The following is a 15,122-nucleotide window of genomic DNA, read 5'->3' as shown; positions in this document are numbered from 1 at the left end:
ACGCCTTATCGCGCCGCCATCTTGCGCTCATTCTTCTGCCGTAAATGCTTCGCGCGGCTCTCCAGCCACAGATACAGCACCAGTGCCAGCAGCAGCGGCAGAATAAAATAGAGCACGCGATAAGCCAGCAGCGCGGCGATAATCTCACCGTGCGAGGCATGCTGGCCGCTGAGCAGCGCGAGGAACACCGCTTCCAGCACGCCAATGCCCGCCGGAATATGAATAATCACCCCGGCAATACTGCTGATCAACAGCACGCCCAGCACGATGGGATAATCCACTTCACGCGCCAGCAGCAGCCAGATAATGGTGCCCATCACCATCCAGTTGGCGCAGGAAACGGCAAACTGAAACAGCGCCATGCGCAGCGAGGGCAGTTGCAGATGCTGGCCCTTCACCGTCCAGCGGCGCTTCTTCGCGAAAGCACAGGCCCACAGATAAACCGCCACCATCGCCAGCAGTACCGCACCAATCACCCGTAGCGTGCCTTCGCCGATGAACCAGCCGGGCGGAATCGGCACCATGCCGGAGACAAACACTACGCCGCCAAGCAAAATGTAGCCGAGCCAGTTAGTGGCAATACTCAGTGAAAAGATGCGCGTGATGGTGCCGCCGGGCAGGCCGAGGCGCGAATAGAGGCGATAGCGCATCGCCACACCGCCCACCCAGGTGCTCAGCGTCAGGTTAAAGGCGTAACAGATGAATGACACCAGCATCACCTGACGTTTCGCCAGCTTATGCCCGCAGTAGGCGCGGCCAATCAAATCGTACAGACCGTAGGTGAGGTAGCTCACCACCACTAACGCGGCGGCGCTCAGCACCACGTAGCGGTTATAGCCGACGATGACCTTGTACACGTCCTCCCAGTTCACCTTGCGTGCGTAAACCACCAGCAGCACGATCACCGCAATGAAGAACAGCCAGGTAAGGATTTTTTTCGCTAACTGCCAGCGCGGGTTCTTTTTGCTCATCAGGGTTTCGCTCCTTCGTTATCGGCTTCAACCCGGTCCTGGGTTTCCATTTCCGGCTGCACCGGCGGATCGACCTGAGACAAGTGGGGCGTATGGGCAGGCAGCCAGCCGGCGATGGCCGGGAAATGGCGCAGGAAATGGAACACGACGACGCTTTTGGTCAGCTGCCACCAGGTGCGCGGCGGCAGCTTGTCTTCATCGACGCGCACGCAGTCCGCAGCCAGCAGCTGCTCAAGGTTATCGCGCAGCGTCTGGTTGAAGGCGTGGTCGTGGATGATCAGGTTGGCTTCGAGATTCAGCGACAGGCTGAGCGGGTCGAGGTTGCTGGAACCGACCGTTGACCACTGCTGATCCTGCACCGCCACTTTGCCATGCAGCGGGCGGCGGCAGTATTCGTACACTTCAACGCCAGCATCCACCAGATAGTTGTACAGCAGCTCGGCGCCGACTTTGACAATCGGCATGTCCGGTTCACCCTGCACAATCAGCCGCACGCGCACACCGCGCTGAGCCGCACTGCGCATTTCCCGCAGCAGGCGATAGCCGGGGAAGAAGTAGGCGTTGGCGATAATCAAATCCTGCTTCGCCTTGCGCAGCATATCGAGATAGTGCTGTTCGATGTCGTCGCGGTGCTCATCGTTATCGCGGTAGACAAACAGCACCTGCGCATCACCGGGCAGGGCGTTCACCGCCAGGCGCTGGGAGCGCGCGCCCCACCAGCGGCGCGTTACCTGTTCGCTGCCGATCGCCTGCTGTACATAGCGCGCGATATCCAGCACCACCGGTCCTTTCACCTCCACGGCGTAATCCTGCTTGGCTTCCGGCCCGTAATCGGTGTTGTGCTCGGCGGAGAAATTAATACCGCCAACAAACGCAATCTCCTCATCAATTACCACAATTTTGCGATGCAGACGGCGGAACACGTTGGTGCGCATGCCCATCACCAGCGGGCGCGGATCGTAATAGATAAAGCGCACGCCTGCTTCGGTCAGGCTGTTAATGTACTGGCTGGAAAGATCCGGCGAGCCGTAGCCATCCACCATCACTTCCACCTTAACACCGCGCTGCGCGGCGGCCAGCAGATCGCGGTGCAGCGCCTTACCGACCTCATCTTCAAACAGGATAAACGTCTCCAGCAGCAGCGTACGCTGGGCGCGCTGAATCGCGCCGGAGACGCGTGGAAAGAATTGATCGCCATTCTCCAGCAGCCGCAGCTGGTTACCTTCGCGCCAGCTGAAATTCATAGAAAGATCTCCACGGCCAGCGGGGCATGATCGGACAGATGTGACCAGGGTTTCACCGGCAGCGCCCACGGCTGGCTCACCGACGCATTACGGATATAGATGCGATCGAGACGCAGCAGCGGAAAGCGCGCCGGGAAGGTGCGCGCCGGGCGACCGTTTTTCATGCTAAACACCTCCTGCAGACCGGCTCCGCGCTGTAAAAATCGATTAGCGCGTACCTGCCAGTCATTAAAATCACCGGCCACCACCAGGGGCGCATCCGGTGGCAGCGACTCAATCAGTTCACACATCATGCGCATCTGCGCCAGACGGTGCTTCTCTTTCAGGCCGAGGTGCACGCACAACGTGTGAATCGGTTCCGGCCGATCCGGCAGGCTGATCTGGCAGTGCAACATGCCGCGTTTCTCACTGCCGGCGACAGAAATATCGCGGTTTTGGTATTCGGTGATCGGAAAGCGTGACAGTATCGCGTTGCCATGATGGCCCTCGGGATAGACCGCGTTGCGGCCGTAAGCGAAGTCGTGCCACATGGTGTCGGCAAGGTATTCGTAGTGCGAATTTTCCGGCCAGTTTTCAATGTGTGCGGAGTGGATGGCGTGCGTGCCCATCACCTCCTGTAAAAAGACGATATCCGCCGAGGTCGCGCGCACTGCGTCGCGCAGTTCCGGCAGGATAAAGCGACGGTTAAAGCTGGTGAACCCCTTATGGGTATTGATCGTCAGGACTTTAAATGAAGATCCTTGCGTGTTTTGTGGCATACTGCGACGCGCTCCTTTTCATCATCAACAGAACAAAGTGTAGTCTTTGTCACAAATGGGTGGTGCTGGAGACAGAAAATTAGGGTGTTATCCGAAATTTGCTTTACATTGAGGAAATCCGTCTGGCTGTGGTCAGATACACTTGGGCGACCTGTTGGGTCTGCCAGGAGAAGAGAATGAAATGGTCTAATCGTGTTCAGATTGTTACCGGTCAAACCTGCCTGCATATTGCGACCCACCTGCTGGTGATCGCGGCGCTGGTATGGGGCTGGAAACATAAGGCACTGGTCGAAGTGAGCAGTACCCTGGTGGCAGCTTATGCGCTGGTGTTCATCACCATGCTGGCCCTGCAGCGTAGTGCCCGTTTGCGCCGCTTTGGTGACTCTCTGGAAGAAGTAACGACGACATACTACTTCGGCGCGGCGATGCTGACGCTGTTCCTGATTTCACGCTTCATCCACAACAATCTGCTGATTGGTTGTCTGGGCGTGGTGATGCTGGTTGGCCCGGCGCTGGTGTCGCTGCTGGCCAAAGAGCCACCGCAGCGCGTGCAGAAAAAACGCAGCTAAGCGGACGTGCCAGCAAGAAAAGAGGAGCCCACTGCGGCTCCTTTTTTATGCGCTACCGCGCAGCGGCCCATTACCCTCACGTTTTGCTGGTCGCGGTTCTTGCGGAAAGCTGCTACACTGCCGCTCTTACGCATGGTAGTTTGTGCCCTTTTCACACGCAGGCCTTGAGGCTGCGTCATATCCCCCCTGAAAACTACATCGCGCAGCGCGATCAGGGCGGTTCGGAGTAATACACCTGCATGTCTTTTGACTCTCTCGGCTTGAATGCCGATATTTTGCGTGCGGTAGCAGAACAGGGCTACCGTGAACCGACGCCAATCCAGCGTCAGGCGATTCCCGTGGTGCTGGCCGGTCGTGACCTGCTGGCGAGCGCCCAGACCGGCACGGGTAAAACCGCCGGTTTCACGCTGCCTCTGCTGCAGCGTCTGTCAGAAAAACCGGCAGCGGCGCGCGGTCGCCGTCCGGTACGTGCGCTGATCCTCACTCCCACCCGTGAACTGGCGGCGCAGGTTGGCGAAAACGTACGTGAATACAGCCAGTACCTCAATATGCGTTCGCTGGTGGTGTTCGGCGGCGTCAGCATTAATCCGCAGATGATGAAACTGCGCGGCGGCGTCGATGTACTGATCGCCACGCCGGGGCGTTTGCTCGATCTGGCGCACCAGAACGCGGTCGATCTGTCGCAGGTGGAAATCCTGGTGCTGGATGAAGCGGATCGTATGCTCGACATGGGCTTTATCCACGACATTCGCCGCGTGCTGGCAAAACTGCCAGCCAAACGGCAGAACCTGCTGTTCTCTGCCACCTTCTCGGACGAGATCAAAGCGCTGGCGGAAAAACTGCTCACCAACCCGGAACAGGTAGAAGTGGCACGCCGCAACACCGCTTCCGAGCAGGTGTCGCAGCAGGTGCATTTTGTCGATAAGAAGCGCAAACGGGAACTGCTGTCGCTGATGATTGGTCGCGACAACTGGCAGCAGGTGCTGGTGTTCACCCGCACCAAGCACGGTGCTAACCACCTTGCTGAGCAGCTCAATAAAGATGGCATCACTGCCGCCGCGATCCACGGCAACAAGAGTCAGGGCGCGCGTACCCGTGCGCTGGCCGACTTCAAAACCGGCGGCATTCGCGTGCTGGTGGCGACGGATATTGCCGCACGCGGTCTGGATATCGAAGAGCTGCCGCACGTGGTCAACTACGAGCTGCCGAACGTGGCGGAAGATTACGTGCACCGCATTGGCCGTACCGGTCGTGCCGCGGCCACCGGTGCTGCGCTGTCGCTGGTGTGCGTTGACGAGCACAAGCTGCTGCGTGATATCGAGCGCCTGCTGAAGCGGGAAATTCCGCGCATTGCGCTGCCGGGCTTTGAGCCGGATCCGAGCATCAAGGCGGAGCCGATTCAGAATGGCCGTCAGCAGCAGCCGCGTGGACGTGGCCAGGGCCGCGCGCCGGGGCAGGGGGCTGACGCACCGCGCAGCCGCAGCGGCGGCAATGGTCAGCGTGCCAGCGCCGGTAACGGCGGCGCGCGTCCACAGGGCGAGGCGCGTGCACCGCGTCGTCCGGGCAATAACGGCCCGGCGGCAGGCAACGCGGGTAAACCGGCGCGCTCACGTCGTCCGGCAGCGAAGAGCAACGGGAACGCGTAACGGTATGCGGGTTTTACTGGCGCCCATGGAAGGCGTACTGGATTCGCTGGTACGTGAACTGCTCTCCGGTGTGAATGACTATGACCTTTGCGTCACTGAGTTTTTACGCGTGGTCGATCAGCTGCTGCCGGTAAAATCCTTCTACCGTTTGTGTCCGGAACTGCACCATCACAGCCGGACGCCCTCCGGCACGCGCGTGCGCATGCAGCTGCTGGGCCAGTATCCTGAATGGCTGGCAGAAAACGCCGCACGCGCGGTGGAGCTGGGCTCGTGGGGCGTTGACCTCAACTGCGGCTGCCCGTCGAAGCTGGTGAACGGCAGCGGCGGCGGTGCGACGCTGCTGAAAGATCCGGAGCTGATCTATCGCGGTGCCAGAGCGATGCGCGAGGCGGTGCCCGCTCATCTGCCGGTCACGGTGAAAGTGCGGCTCGGCTGGGACTCGGGCGCGCGGCGTTTCGAGATCGCCGATGCGGTGCAGCAGGCCGGTGCCAGCGAGCTGGTGGTGCATGGCCGGACCAAAGAGGACGGCTATCGCGCAGAGAGCATCAACTGGCAGGCGATTGGTGAGATTCGCCAGCGTCTGACAATTCCGGTGATCGCCAACGGCGAAATCTGGAACTGGCAGGATGCGCAGGATTGCCTGCGCATTACCGGCTGCGACGCGGTCATGCTCGGGCGCGGCGCGCTCAATGTGCCTAACCTGGGGCGCGTGGTGAAATACAACGAAGCCCCGATGCCGTGGTCGCAGGTGGTTGAGCTGCTGCTGCGCTACACCCAGCTGGAAAAGCAGGGTGATACCGGCAACTATCACGTTGCGCGCATCAAGCAATGGCTGGGCTATCTGCGCAAAGCCTACCATGAGGCCGACGGCCTGTTCAGCGAGATCCGCACGCTGCGTGTCTCCGCCGAGATTGCCAGCGCCATCGAACGCCATGCCGCACGCATGGCCCAGGTGTCCTGCATCTGAACCTGAGCGGTGGTACCTGAACCGTCAGGCCCGCCGCGTTAACGGGCAAGCCAGCGATCACCCGGTGAAAGCGTGCGCTGCCGCCATGTTTTATAACAAAAAAAGCCGCGATCCTTAGTCTGCTAACCGGTATAGTGAACCTTCGCTTTCACCACGTTTCTGACGCCATCTTCCATGTCTGACGCCGCTGTACTGAGTAATGCTCAGTTAAATAAACGCATCCTCTCCGTCATCGTTTTCACCTTCTTTTGCTACCTGTCCGTCGGGTTGCCGCTGGCGGTGCTGCCGGGGTTTGTGCATAACCAGCTGGGCTTCAGCTCGTTTATCGCCGGGCTGATCATCAGTCTGCAATATTTCGCTACGCTGCTCAGTCGCCCGCACTCTGGCCGGCTGGCCGATCGCTACGGCCCGAAACGTGTGGTGATGATGGGGCTGGTGTGCTGCGGCATGAGCGGCGTGCTGTCGATCATTGCCGCGCTGTGCAGCGGTGCGCCGCTGCTGAGCCTGACGCTGCTGGCGCTGGGGCGGCTGTTTCTCGGCGTCGGGGAAAGCTTCAGCAGTACCGGCTCGACGCTGTGGGGCATGAACATTGTCGGCCCGCGGCAAACCGCGCGGGTCATTTCGTGGAACGGCGTGGCGACTTACTTTGCCATGGCGATTGGTGCGCCGCTGGGCGTGCTGCTGAATCAGATTTTTGGCATCAGCGGCTTTGCCGGTCTGGTCGTGCTGATGGGGGCGATCGGCTTCTGGATGGCCTCGGGCAAACCGGCAGTCAGCGTCAGCGCCGGCGTGCGCATTCCGTTTCATCGCGTGGTCAGCCGCGTCTGGCTGTTTGGCCTGGCGCTGGGATTTGGCACCATCGGCTTTGGCGTGATCTCCACCTTCATTACCCTTTATTTCGCCAGTCGCGACTGGAGCGGCGCGGCGTTCGCGCTGACGCTGTTCAGCCTCGGCTTCGTGCTGGTGCGGCTGGCGTGCGGGCGCTATATCACGCGCTTCGGCGGGCTGCAGGTCTCGCTGATCTCCTTCGTGCTGGAGGGCGCCGGTCTGCTGCTGATCTGGCAGGCGGACAGCAGCTGGCTGGTGGATATTGGCGCCTTCCTCACCGGCGGCGGTTTCTCGCTGGTGTTCCCGGCGCTGGGCGTGGAAGCGGTGAAGCGGGTACAGCAGCAGGATCAGGGATCGGCGCTCGGTACCTATTCGGCGTTTCTCGATTTGGGGCTGGGGTTGACCGGACCAGTGGCGGGGTTGTTAATCGGCCACTGGGGGATGCAGTCGGTGTATCTGGCGGCAGCACTGATGGTGCTGGGCGCGTTCCTGATTACGCTGCGCCTGCACCAGCAGTCTTCAGAGCCTATCAGGCCAGATGAATAAACAGCGCATACAGCAGCCCTGACAGCAGCACCGATACCGGCAGCGTCAGCACCCACGCCAGCGCCAGATTACGCAGGGTGGCGAGCTGCAGGCCGGATCGGTTGGCCGCCATGGTACCGGCCACGCCGGACGACAGCACATGGGTGGTCGACACCGGCAAACCAAAGGCATCGGCTGCGCCAATGGTGGCCATCGCCACCAGCTCCGCACTGGCACCCTGCGCATAGGTGAGATGGGTTTTGCCGATGCGCTCACCCACCGTAACCACAATCCGGCGCCAGCCGACCATGGTGCCGAGACCCAGCGCAATCGCCACCACCACTTTGACCCACATCGGGATAAAGCGCGTAGCCGCGTCCAGCTCGTGCTTCACCGCCGTCAGGTTGCGCGCGGTCTCTTCCGGCAGCGCGACGTTGGCCGATTGCAGATGCTTGATGGTTTCCGAGGCGAGATACATATCGTTGCGCGTGTTGGTGACTGCCTGCGCCGGAATATTTTCTACCGAACCGTACTGGCGAATCTGTTCGCCGATATCGCCGAGCATCATGCCGAGCGCCGGCAGCACCTGCGGCCGGTTCTGGCTGGTGCGTACATATTCCGTCAGCACCTCACGCGCTGCCGGCATTGCGGCGGGCGGTGGCTGCAGCGTCAGCAGTTGCTGTTCGGTCACCTGGGTTAACGCCGCCACGCGCGGAATTTGCTCCGGCGGCAGCGAGCGGTTGAGCGCATAGGCGATCGGCATGGTGCCAACCAGGATCAGCATAATCAGCCCCATGCCTTTCTGACCGTCGTTCGAGCCGTGGGCAAACGAAACGCCGGTACAGGTGAGGATCAGCAGGCCACGAATCCACGCTGGCGGCGGCTGATTGCCTTCCGGCGCCTGATACAGCTGGCGATTGTGTACTAATGCCTTCATGGCTAGCAGCAGCACGGCGGCGCAGATGAAGCCAATCACCGGCGACAGCAGCAGGGCGTAACCGACTTTAACCGCCTGATCCCAGTCGACGCCGCTGGTGCCGCTGCGGCCGTGCAGCAGCGCATTCGCCACGCCTACGCCGATAATCGAGCCGATCAGCGTGTGCGAGGAGGAAGAGGGCAGGCCGAAATACCAGGTGCCGAGGTTCCAGACAATGGCCGAGCACAGCAGCGCATACACCATGGCGAAACCGTGACCGCTGCCCGCCTGTAGAATCAGCTCCACCGGCAGCAGCGAAATAATGCCAAACGCCACCACGCCGCTGGAGAGCAGCACGCCGAGAAAGTTACACAAGCCGGACCACATCACCGCCACGCCCGGCGACAGCGAGTGGGTGTAGATCACCGTGGCGACGGCATTGGCGGTATCGTGAAAGCCGTTAACAAACTCGAAGCCGAGCGCAATCAGCAGCGCCACGCCAAGCAGCAGAAACGGCGTATAGCTGGTGACGACCGCGCCGGTCTCTTCCACGTCGTTGAACAGATTGATACCGGTGAACACCAGCCCGGCCACCAGCAGCAGCAGAAAGAGCACGCGCGACGCGCGACCGCTGCGCGGGTGCAGATTGGGCCGTCCGCGGTCGGACGATGATGCAGGTAAACTGTTTTCAGCCATAGCACACCCCCCGGGGTGAATTAACGATGCACGAATGGCACCCGTTAACTGCAGTGTGATACGGGTTTTGTATGACAGAATGATGATGCCAGCGCGGGCTGTCATCATGCTGTAACAGACCTGTCGCAGGCTGTGGATCTGACCGCTCTGGGATCTTCACGCCGCTATGCTCCAGCCTGTCCTGCCGCTTGCCTCGCTGCCCGACTTCAACAACGAAGTCGCCGGACTGATTCACGGTTACCTGTTCAACCCGGATGCGCCGCCACAGCGCCTCAACGCGCGCGAGGCCGCGCAGCTGGCGCGGCACACCTTACCCGACGGCTGCTTTCTCTGGCTGCACATTAACCTGAATCATGCCCGCGCCGAGCGCTGGGTTCAGGACCACTTCAGCGTAGATGACGATTTTTTCGATGAGATTCATTCGGCCTCGCCGCGCACCCGACTGGCGCAGCAAAACGATGCGCTGCTGGCGGTGCTGAATGACGTCACCTTCAGTAAAGAGGAGCGCAGCACGCAAAATGCGACGCTGTGGATCTGGTGCCGGCCGCAGGTGATGGTCAGCGCGCGCTATCGCCCGGTTGGCATGATTGAACGTATGCATCAGCAGATTGATCGGCTGTGCTTCAGCGCGCCGGATGCGATGCTGCTGTGGCTGCTCGGCGAACAGGAAGCGCAGCTGGAGCAGGTGGTGCGGCGCTCCAGCCAGGCGGTGGATGCGATAGAAGAGCGGCTGCTGAGCGCGGCGATCAAAGCCAACCGCAGCGAGCTGGGCCATCTGCGCCGCATGCTGCTGCGCGTCCAGCGGCTGCTGGCGCCGGAGCCGGCCGCGCTGTTTCGCCTGCTTAACCGGCCGCCAAACTGGCTCAACCGGGAACCGCTCAGTGAGCTGCGCATTTTCACCGAGGAGTTCAGCGTGGCGCTTAACGATCTTGCCAGCCTGATGGAGCGCATTCGCCTGCTGCAGGAGGAGATTGCTGCCCGCCTGATGGAGCAGAGCAACCGAACGCTATTTTTGCTCACCTCAATCACCGTGCTGGCGCTGCCCATCAATATCGTAGCCGGTTTTTTTGGCATGAACGTGGGCGGCATTCCGCTGGCGAACAATCCGCACGGCTTTCTGCTGTTAGTGCTGGTGGTGCTGGTGTTTACTCTGGTGGCGGGCTGGCTGGCGTTACGCCGACCACACGATTGAGCGCGCAACTGCGCCGCGACACAACCGCACCATGATCCCGGCGATCGGGCAATAAAAAAGCCAGCCCTGCGGCTGGCTTGATCATCGACAGCAAACCCTTACAGGCTGTTGCCGTTGCTGGCAGGCTGTGCCGGCGCGGCCTGCTCAACCGGGGCGGCTTCAGCGGGCTGCTGCGCATCGGCCTGTGGCGCGACGGCGGTGGCACCCTGCGGCGTCATCGGCTCTTCTTTCGGCATCGCGTCAGAAGACTCCTGCACCATCACCGGCGCAGGCTGGGCTTCGCCCGGCTGACCGTTGATTTTGGTCGGCATACCGGTACGTGCCTGGATGGCGTTGTTCACGGCATCCTGATTGGTGCTGGCATCGGCCACCACTTTGGTCACGGCGGACGTCAGGCTGATTGGCACCAGTTCACGTGAGTTGAACTGCTCTTCGGTGGTCGACAGCGGGTTGTGAACCTCGATGTAGCGCGAACCGTCTGGCTCAACGGTGGCTTTTACCGGCTGGTCAATGAACTGGACGCGCGTACCCACTGGCACGTTGTCGAACAGCCATTTGATGTCGTCCGCACGCAGACGCACGCAGCCGTGGCTCACGCGCAGGCCGATACCAAAGTTGGCGTTGGTGCCGTGAATCGCATACAGACGGCCAATGTACAGCGCGTACAGGCCCATCGGGTTATCCGGCCCTGCCGGGAACACGGCCGGGATGCTCTCGCCGCGCGCCGCGTACTCTGCGTGCATCGCTTTGGTTGGCGTCCAGGTTGGGCCATTCTTCTTGCGCTCAACCGCGGTGGTCCAGTTAACCGGCGTATCTTTACCCAGCTCGCCGATACCGATCGGCAGCACCACGACAGTTTTGGTGCCTTTCGGGTAGTAATACAGACGCATCTCGGCGCTGTTGATCACGATGCCTTCACGCGGTGCGTCAGGCAGAATCAGCTGCTGCGGGATCACCATTTTAGTGCCTGCTTTTGGCAGGTAAACGTCCACGCCCGGATTGGCTTCCAGCATGTTGCTGAGGCCCATCTGGTACTGCGCCGCAAACGCTTCCAGCGGCAGTTTGCTGTCGTCTGGCACGGTGATTTCAATATTTTCGCCAATCAGGCGGCTATTCGCTGGAGGCAGCGGATAGACGACTGCAAAGGCCGACTGGCTGAACGCCGCCAGTACGAGGGCGAGTGAAGCGAACGCGCGAATGCTTTTTTTCATGTTTTTACAAGTCGTTATGGCCATTTTCATGGCTTGTCAGTGTGTCGAACCCATCAGGGTCAGAATAACCCGCTGCGCATTATATGTGCATAGGCGCAATGATGGGAATCAGGATTTTCGCTGGTTGAAGATACTTTACGCAAAACACCGCGTTTCACAGACTATTCTCTTTGCCACGCCGCCCAAAATGTGAATTTTCTTACGGTTGCCACAGCGTCACTTCGCCGCTCAGTTTACGGTTAAGGAAAAACGCGGCACTGATCAACGCCAGATGGGTCAGCGCCTGCGGCATGTTGCCCAGCGCGTTGCCGTGCGCGGTAAACTCCTCGGCGTACAATCCCAGCGGATTGGCGTAGCTCAGCAGCTTTTCAAACTCGAAATGTGCCTCATGCACCCGCCCGGCGCGCGCCAGACACTCCACATACCAGAACGAACAGGCGGCAAACGCGCCCTCGCCACCGGTCAACGCATCGGCGGGCGTCTCACTGATGTTATAACGCCGCACTAAACCGTCGCTCACCAGATGGGTTTTAATCGCATCCAGCGTGGCGATCCACTCCGGATCGGTCGAGCTGACAAAGCGCACCAGCGGCATCAGCAGCATCGACGCATCCAGGTATTTACCGCCGCGCGTGGCGGTGAAGTGGCCGAGTTCATCGTTCCAGAAGTTCTGCCAGATGTCGTCGCGGATCTCGCTGCGCACCCGGTCCCAGCGATCGTATGGCATCGGCAGCGAACGCTTCATGCCCAGCCGCAGTGCGCGGTCCAGCGCCACCCAGCACATCAGGCGCGAATGCAGAAAGTGCTCCGGCTCGCCGCGCATCTCCCAGATACCGGCGTCCGGCTGGTTCCAGTTAACGCAGACGTAGTCAATCATGCTGGACACATGGCGCCAGCCGCGCTGCGAGATGGCTTCGCCGTATTTGTTGGCAAGGTAGACCGCATCCATCAGCTCGCCATAAATATCCAGCTGCGTCTGGCGCCAGGCATCATTGCCGATACGCACCGGGCGCGAGTTGGCGTAACCGGAGAGGTTGAGCAGTTCGGTTTCGTGCAGCTCGGTGCCGCTGTCGAGACGGTACATCACCTGCAAATGTGGCGTATCGTCGTGGCTGTGCTCAACGCAGCGGCCGACCCAATGGGTGAAGTCACGCGCTTCTTCCACATAGCCGAGCCGCATCAGCGCGTACATGCTGAACGAGGCATCGCGGATCCACGAGGCGCGGTAATCCCAGTTACGCTCGCCGCCCAGCTCTTCCGGCAGGCCAAAGGTGGCGGCAGCCGCAATCGAGCCGTGCTGGTGCGAGGTGAGCAGCTTGAGCGCCAGCGCCGAGCGCGTCACCATCTCGCGCCAGCGGCCGCGATAGGAGCTGTGACTGCTCCAGCGCCGCCAGTAATCCACGGTATCGCGAAAGCAGCGCTCGGTCGCGATATGCTGCACCTGCGGATCGTCATCGTTGCCAAACACAAATTCGGCGTGCTCACCGGCCTGCAGGGTAAACTGCGCCACCGCGCTGTCCGGTTCGCGCGTCATCACCACCGTGGCGCTCAGGCGCAGCGACGGCTGGCCTTCGGCGACAAAGGCGATACCGCCAGGGCGCGTCTCCGTGCGCGTTTCCGCACGGGCATAGTCGTGACGCGGCGCGCAGCGCAGATCAAAGGTGGCGGTGCCGCGGATCATTTTTACCCGCCGCACCAGGCGCGGCACTTTGCTACGCTCGTCGCAGATCGGCATGTAATCGGTAATTTCCGCCACGCCGGCTTCATCAAGCCAGCGGGTTTGCAGAATGTTGGTATCGGGCAGGTAGAGCTGCTGCTGGCGCGCGTTTTGCCACTGCGGTGCCAGCGAAAACAGGCCGGCTTCGTCGCTGTCGAGCAGGGCGGCAAACACGGAGGGGCTATCGAGTTCGGGCCAGCAGAGATAATCAATGGTGCCGTCGTTCGCGATCAGGGCACAGGTGCGTAAATCACCGATGACGCCGTGGTCGTCAATTCTGCGTTTAATCTTGCTCATCCTGCCTCCTGAACGCTATCCGATTGTTAACTATAGACGAAACGGCAGAATCGGCTGCGACGTGGCACAGAACGATAACTTCTATACTGTGAAGACACCCATCAGGCAGGAGAACGTTATGACACTGGGCAAACAGAAAGTCGCCGTAGTGACCGCTTCAGATTCGGGGATTGGACGCAGCTGCGCCGTGATGCTGGCTGAGGCCGGCTACACCGTCGGCATTACCTGGCGCTCGGATGAAGAGGGCGCGCAGGAGACCGCGCGGCTGGTGGAGAGCAAAGGCCAGCTGGCCCAGGTGCGGCAGCTCGATCTGTCCGATCCGCAGGCTGGCGGGCAGCAGCTGGCGCAGCTGATCAACTCGCTGGGTCGCATTGATGTGCTGGTGAACAATGCCGGCGTGATGACCAAAGCCGATTTTCTCGATGTGAGCTTTGAGGACTGGCGTAAAGTCTTTACCGTTGACGTTGACGGCGCCTTTGTCTGCGGCCAGATTGCCGCACGGCATATGGTCGATCAGGGCGACGGCGGGCGCATCATTAACATCACCTCGGTGCATGAGCATACGCCGCTGCCGGATGCCGCCGCTTACACCGCAGCCAAACATGCGCTTGGCGGGCTGACCAAATCGATGGCGCTGAGCCTGCTGCCGCATCACATTCTGGTGAATGCCGTGGCGCCGGGCGCCATCGCTACGCCGATGAACGACATGAGCAACAGCGAGGCGCACAGCCGGCGCATGCCGGAAATCCCGATTGGCCGCCCTGGCGATACGCGCGAAATCGCCAGTCTGGTGGCGTGGCTGTGCTCGGAATGGGCCACTTACACCACCGGGCAGTCATTCGTGGTCGACGGCGGCTTCATGCTGGCCAACCCGCAGTTCAAGGGTTACCACAGTTAACCGGCGCGGCGGCGGTTCCAGCGGCGAATCACAAAGCGCAGCACGATGCCGAACACAATTGCCGCCGCCAGCCAGATGAAGTGCTTGAGGTGCTGATCAAGCTTGTGCAGCCACGGCGTGATGATTTGACCGGCGAAGTAGCCGAGGGTGACAAAAATCAGCGCCCACAGCGCGGCGCCAATGACGTTAAGCACGAAAAAGCGCAGCGGCTTAAGACGGCTGGTGCCAATAATAATCGGTCCAATCAGGCGAAAGCCGTACATGAAGCGCACGCCAATCACAAACAGGCTGGGGTGCTTCTGAATCAGCCGGTTAGCTTTTTTAATGGTGTCCTGATGTTTGCGGAAGCGCCGCAGAATGCGCGTGCCATAGCGGCGGCCAAGCCAGAACAGCAGCTGATCGCCAATAATGCCGCCGCCCATCGCCGCCAGCACCACGCCGCTGAAGTGCAGCAGACCCTCGTGCGCCGCGACGCCGCCCAGCAGGGTAAAGGTTTCCCCTTCGGCAATGCAGCCAATCAGCAGCGCCAGGTAACCGTACTGGGTGATTAATCCATTGATATCGATGTGCAATTGCTCCTCCCTGGGTAAGCGATACAGCTAACAGTCTAGCTGGCTGCGGCTTTTTTTGTGCCGCTGGCCGCAAAAACAGCCGCGCCGATTATACTTGAACTGAAGCTGCCTGCAT

The 15,122-nt window shown here is 60.8% G+C and carries 13 protein-coding genes; 6 read left to right on the top strand and 7 right to left on the bottom strand.

The window, feature by feature from the left end; translation table 11 throughout:
* Positions 1 to 5: 5 nt before the first annotated feature.
* From C1Y43_RS04030 to C1Y43_RS04020, 3 genes are read right to left on the bottom strand one after another with little or no spacing between them, the layout of a single operon-like run.
* A complete protein-coding gene (locus C1Y43_RS04030; RefSeq protein ID WP_058757844.1) occupies positions 6 to 971 on the bottom strand; it encodes a lysylphosphatidylglycerol synthase domain-containing protein in 966 nt (321 codons plus the stop codon).
* Positions 971 to 2,215, bottom strand: a complete 1,245-nt coding sequence (gene clsB / locus C1Y43_RS04025; protein WP_104187086.1) for a cardiolipin synthase ClsB — start codon at positions 2,213 to 2,215, stop codon at positions 971 to 973. Before clsB ends, C1Y43_RS04030 begins: the two co-directional genes overlap by 1 nt.
* Complete coding sequence (locus C1Y43_RS04020) at positions 2,212 to 2,973, bottom strand: endonuclease/exonuclease/phosphatase family protein (RefSeq protein ID WP_021508486.1); 762 nt, start codon at positions 2,971 to 2,973, stop codon at positions 2,212 to 2,214. The genes clsB and C1Y43_RS04020 overlap by 4 nt, the downstream gene beginning before the upstream one ends.
* A gap of 176 nt (positions 2,974 to 3,149) precedes the next feature.
* Here C1Y43_RS04020 and C1Y43_RS04015 point away from each other — a divergent pair, with 176 nt between their 5' ends.
* The 4 genes from C1Y43_RS04015 to C1Y43_RS04000 all read left to right on the top strand — a co-directional run bounded on the left by C1Y43_RS04015 (position 3,150) and on the right by C1Y43_RS04000 (position 7,529).
* Positions 3,150 to 3,542, top strand: coding sequence for a YbhQ family protein (locus tag C1Y43_RS04015; RefSeq protein ID WP_021508485.1), 393 nt, complete (start codon positions 3,150 to 3,152; stop codon positions 3,540 to 3,542).
* A gap of 239 nt (positions 3,543 to 3,781) precedes the next feature.
* Positions 3,782 to 5,188 carry an ATP-dependent RNA helicase RhlE gene (gene rhlE / locus C1Y43_RS04010; RefSeq protein WP_021508484.1) on the top strand — a complete coding sequence of 469 codons (1,407 nt, stop codon included), beginning with the start codon at positions 3,782 to 3,784 and terminating at the stop codon, positions 5,186 to 5,188.
* 4 nt (positions 5,189 to 5,192) lie between these two features.
* The gene (gene dusC / locus C1Y43_RS04005) at positions 5,193 to 6,155 is read left to right on the top strand and encodes a tRNA dihydrouridine(16) synthase DusC (protein ID WP_031279875.1); all 963 of its coding nucleotides are present in this window, start codon (positions 5,193 to 5,195) and stop codon (positions 6,153 to 6,155) included.
* Between the two features lie 174 nt (positions 6,156 to 6,329).
* Positions 6,330 to 7,529: an MFS transporter gene (locus tag C1Y43_RS04000; RefSeq protein WP_104187084.1), complete on the top strand. Its 1,200-nt coding sequence runs from the start codon at positions 6,330 to 6,332 to the stop codon at positions 7,527 to 7,529.
* Here the strand turns inward: C1Y43_RS04000 and C1Y43_RS03995 are convergent.
* Positions 7,513 to 9,120, bottom strand: a complete 1,608-nt coding sequence (locus C1Y43_RS03995; RefSeq protein ID WP_104187082.1) for an inorganic phosphate transporter — start codon at positions 9,118 to 9,120, stop codon at positions 7,513 to 7,515. The genes C1Y43_RS04000 and C1Y43_RS03995 overlap by 17 nt on opposite strands.
* A gap of 166 nt (positions 9,121 to 9,286) precedes the next feature.
* On the opposite strand from C1Y43_RS03995, the gene C1Y43_RS03990 reads away from it, so the two are divergent.
* Positions 9,287 to 10,312 carry a transporter gene (locus tag C1Y43_RS03990; protein ID WP_021508480.1) on the top strand — a complete coding sequence of 342 codons (1,026 nt, stop codon included), beginning with the start codon at positions 9,287 to 9,289 and terminating at the stop codon, positions 10,310 to 10,312.
* Between the two features lie 98 nt (positions 10,313 to 10,410).
* Here C1Y43_RS03990 and C1Y43_RS03985 read toward each other — a convergent pair whose 3' ends face one another.
* Positions 10,411 to 11,523, bottom strand: coding sequence for a L,D-transpeptidase family protein (locus C1Y43_RS03985; protein WP_058775308.1), 1,113 nt, complete (start codon positions 11,521 to 11,523; stop codon positions 10,411 to 10,413).
* A 199-nt stretch (positions 11,524 to 11,722) separates the two neighbouring features.
* Positions 11,723 to 13,537 (bottom strand): glycoside hydrolase family 15 protein, encoded by a 1,815-nt coding sequence (locus C1Y43_RS03980; RefSeq protein WP_058781285.1) that lies wholly within the window; start codon positions 13,535 to 13,537, stop codon positions 11,723 to 11,725.
* A gap of 118 nt (positions 13,538 to 13,655) precedes the next feature.
* On the opposite strand from C1Y43_RS03980, the gene C1Y43_RS03975 reads away from it, so the two are divergent.
* Entirely contained in the window at positions 13,656 to 14,435 is a 780-nt protein-coding gene (locus C1Y43_RS03975; protein WP_058769478.1) for an SDR family oxidoreductase, read from the top strand.
* On the opposite strand, the gene C1Y43_RS03970 is transcribed toward C1Y43_RS03975, so the two are convergent.
* Positions 14,432 to 15,007: a DedA family protein gene (locus tag C1Y43_RS03970; protein WP_104187080.1), complete on the bottom strand. Its 576-nt coding sequence runs from the start codon at positions 15,005 to 15,007 to the stop codon at positions 14,432 to 14,434. The genes C1Y43_RS03975 and C1Y43_RS03970 overlap by 4 nt on opposite strands.
* Positions 15,008 to 15,122 lie beyond the last annotated feature (115 nt).

Origin of the sequence: Pantoea sp. ICBG 828 (assembly GCF_002928355.1) — a bacterium.
GTDB lineage: Bacteria > Pseudomonadota > Gammaproteobacteria > Enterobacterales > Enterobacteriaceae > Pantoea > Pantoea dispersa.
The sequence above is the reverse complement of the archived record's forward strand: the minus strand, read 5'-3'. Positions and strand labels throughout refer to the sequence as shown.

What these genes read in the sequence shown, in the direction of transcription:
- C1Y43_RS04030 (WP_058757844.1), bottom strand. Translation starts at nt 971, where the DNA reads ATGAGCAAAAAGAACCCGCGCTGGCAGTTAGCGAAAAAAATCCTTACC.
- clsB (WP_104187086.1), bottom strand. Translation starts at nt 2,215, where the DNA reads ATGAATTTCAGCTGGCGCGAAGGTAACCAGCTGCGGCTGCTGGAGAAT.
- C1Y43_RS04020 (WP_021508486.1), bottom strand. Translation starts at nt 2,973, where the DNA reads ATGCCACAAAACACGCAAGGATCTTCATTTAAAGTCCTGACGATCAAT.
- C1Y43_RS04015 (WP_021508485.1), top strand. Translation starts at nt 3,150, where the DNA reads ATGAAATGGTCTAATCGTGTTCAGATTGTTACCGGTCAAACCTGCCTG.
- rhlE (WP_021508484.1), top strand. Translation starts at nt 3,782, where the DNA reads ATGTCTTTTGACTCTCTCGGCTTGAATGCCGATATTTTGCGTGCGGTA.
- dusC (WP_031279875.1), top strand. Translation starts at nt 5,193, where the DNA reads ATGCGGGTTTTACTGGCGCCCATGGAAGGCGTACTGGATTCGCTGGTA.
- C1Y43_RS04000 (WP_104187084.1), top strand. Translation starts at nt 6,330, where the DNA reads ATGTCTGACGCCGCTGTACTGAGTAATGCTCAGTTAAATAAACGCATC.
- C1Y43_RS03995 (WP_104187082.1), bottom strand. Translation starts at nt 9,120, where the DNA reads ATGGCTGAAAACAGTTTACCTGCATCATCGTCCGACCGCGGACGGCCC.
- C1Y43_RS03990 (WP_021508480.1), top strand. Translation starts at nt 9,287, where the DNA reads ATGCTCCAGCCTGTCCTGCCGCTTGCCTCGCTGCCCGACTTCAACAAC.
- C1Y43_RS03985 (WP_058775308.1), bottom strand. Translation starts at nt 11,523, where the DNA reads ATGAAAAAAAGCATTCGCGCGTTCGCTTCACTCGCCCTCGTACTGGCG.
- C1Y43_RS03980 (WP_058781285.1), bottom strand. Translation starts at nt 13,537, where the DNA reads ATGAGCAAGATTAAACGCAGAATTGACGACCACGGCGTCATCGGTGAT.
- C1Y43_RS03975 (WP_058769478.1), top strand. Translation starts at nt 13,656, where the DNA reads ATGACACTGGGCAAACAGAAAGTCGCCGTAGTGACCGCTTCAGATTCG.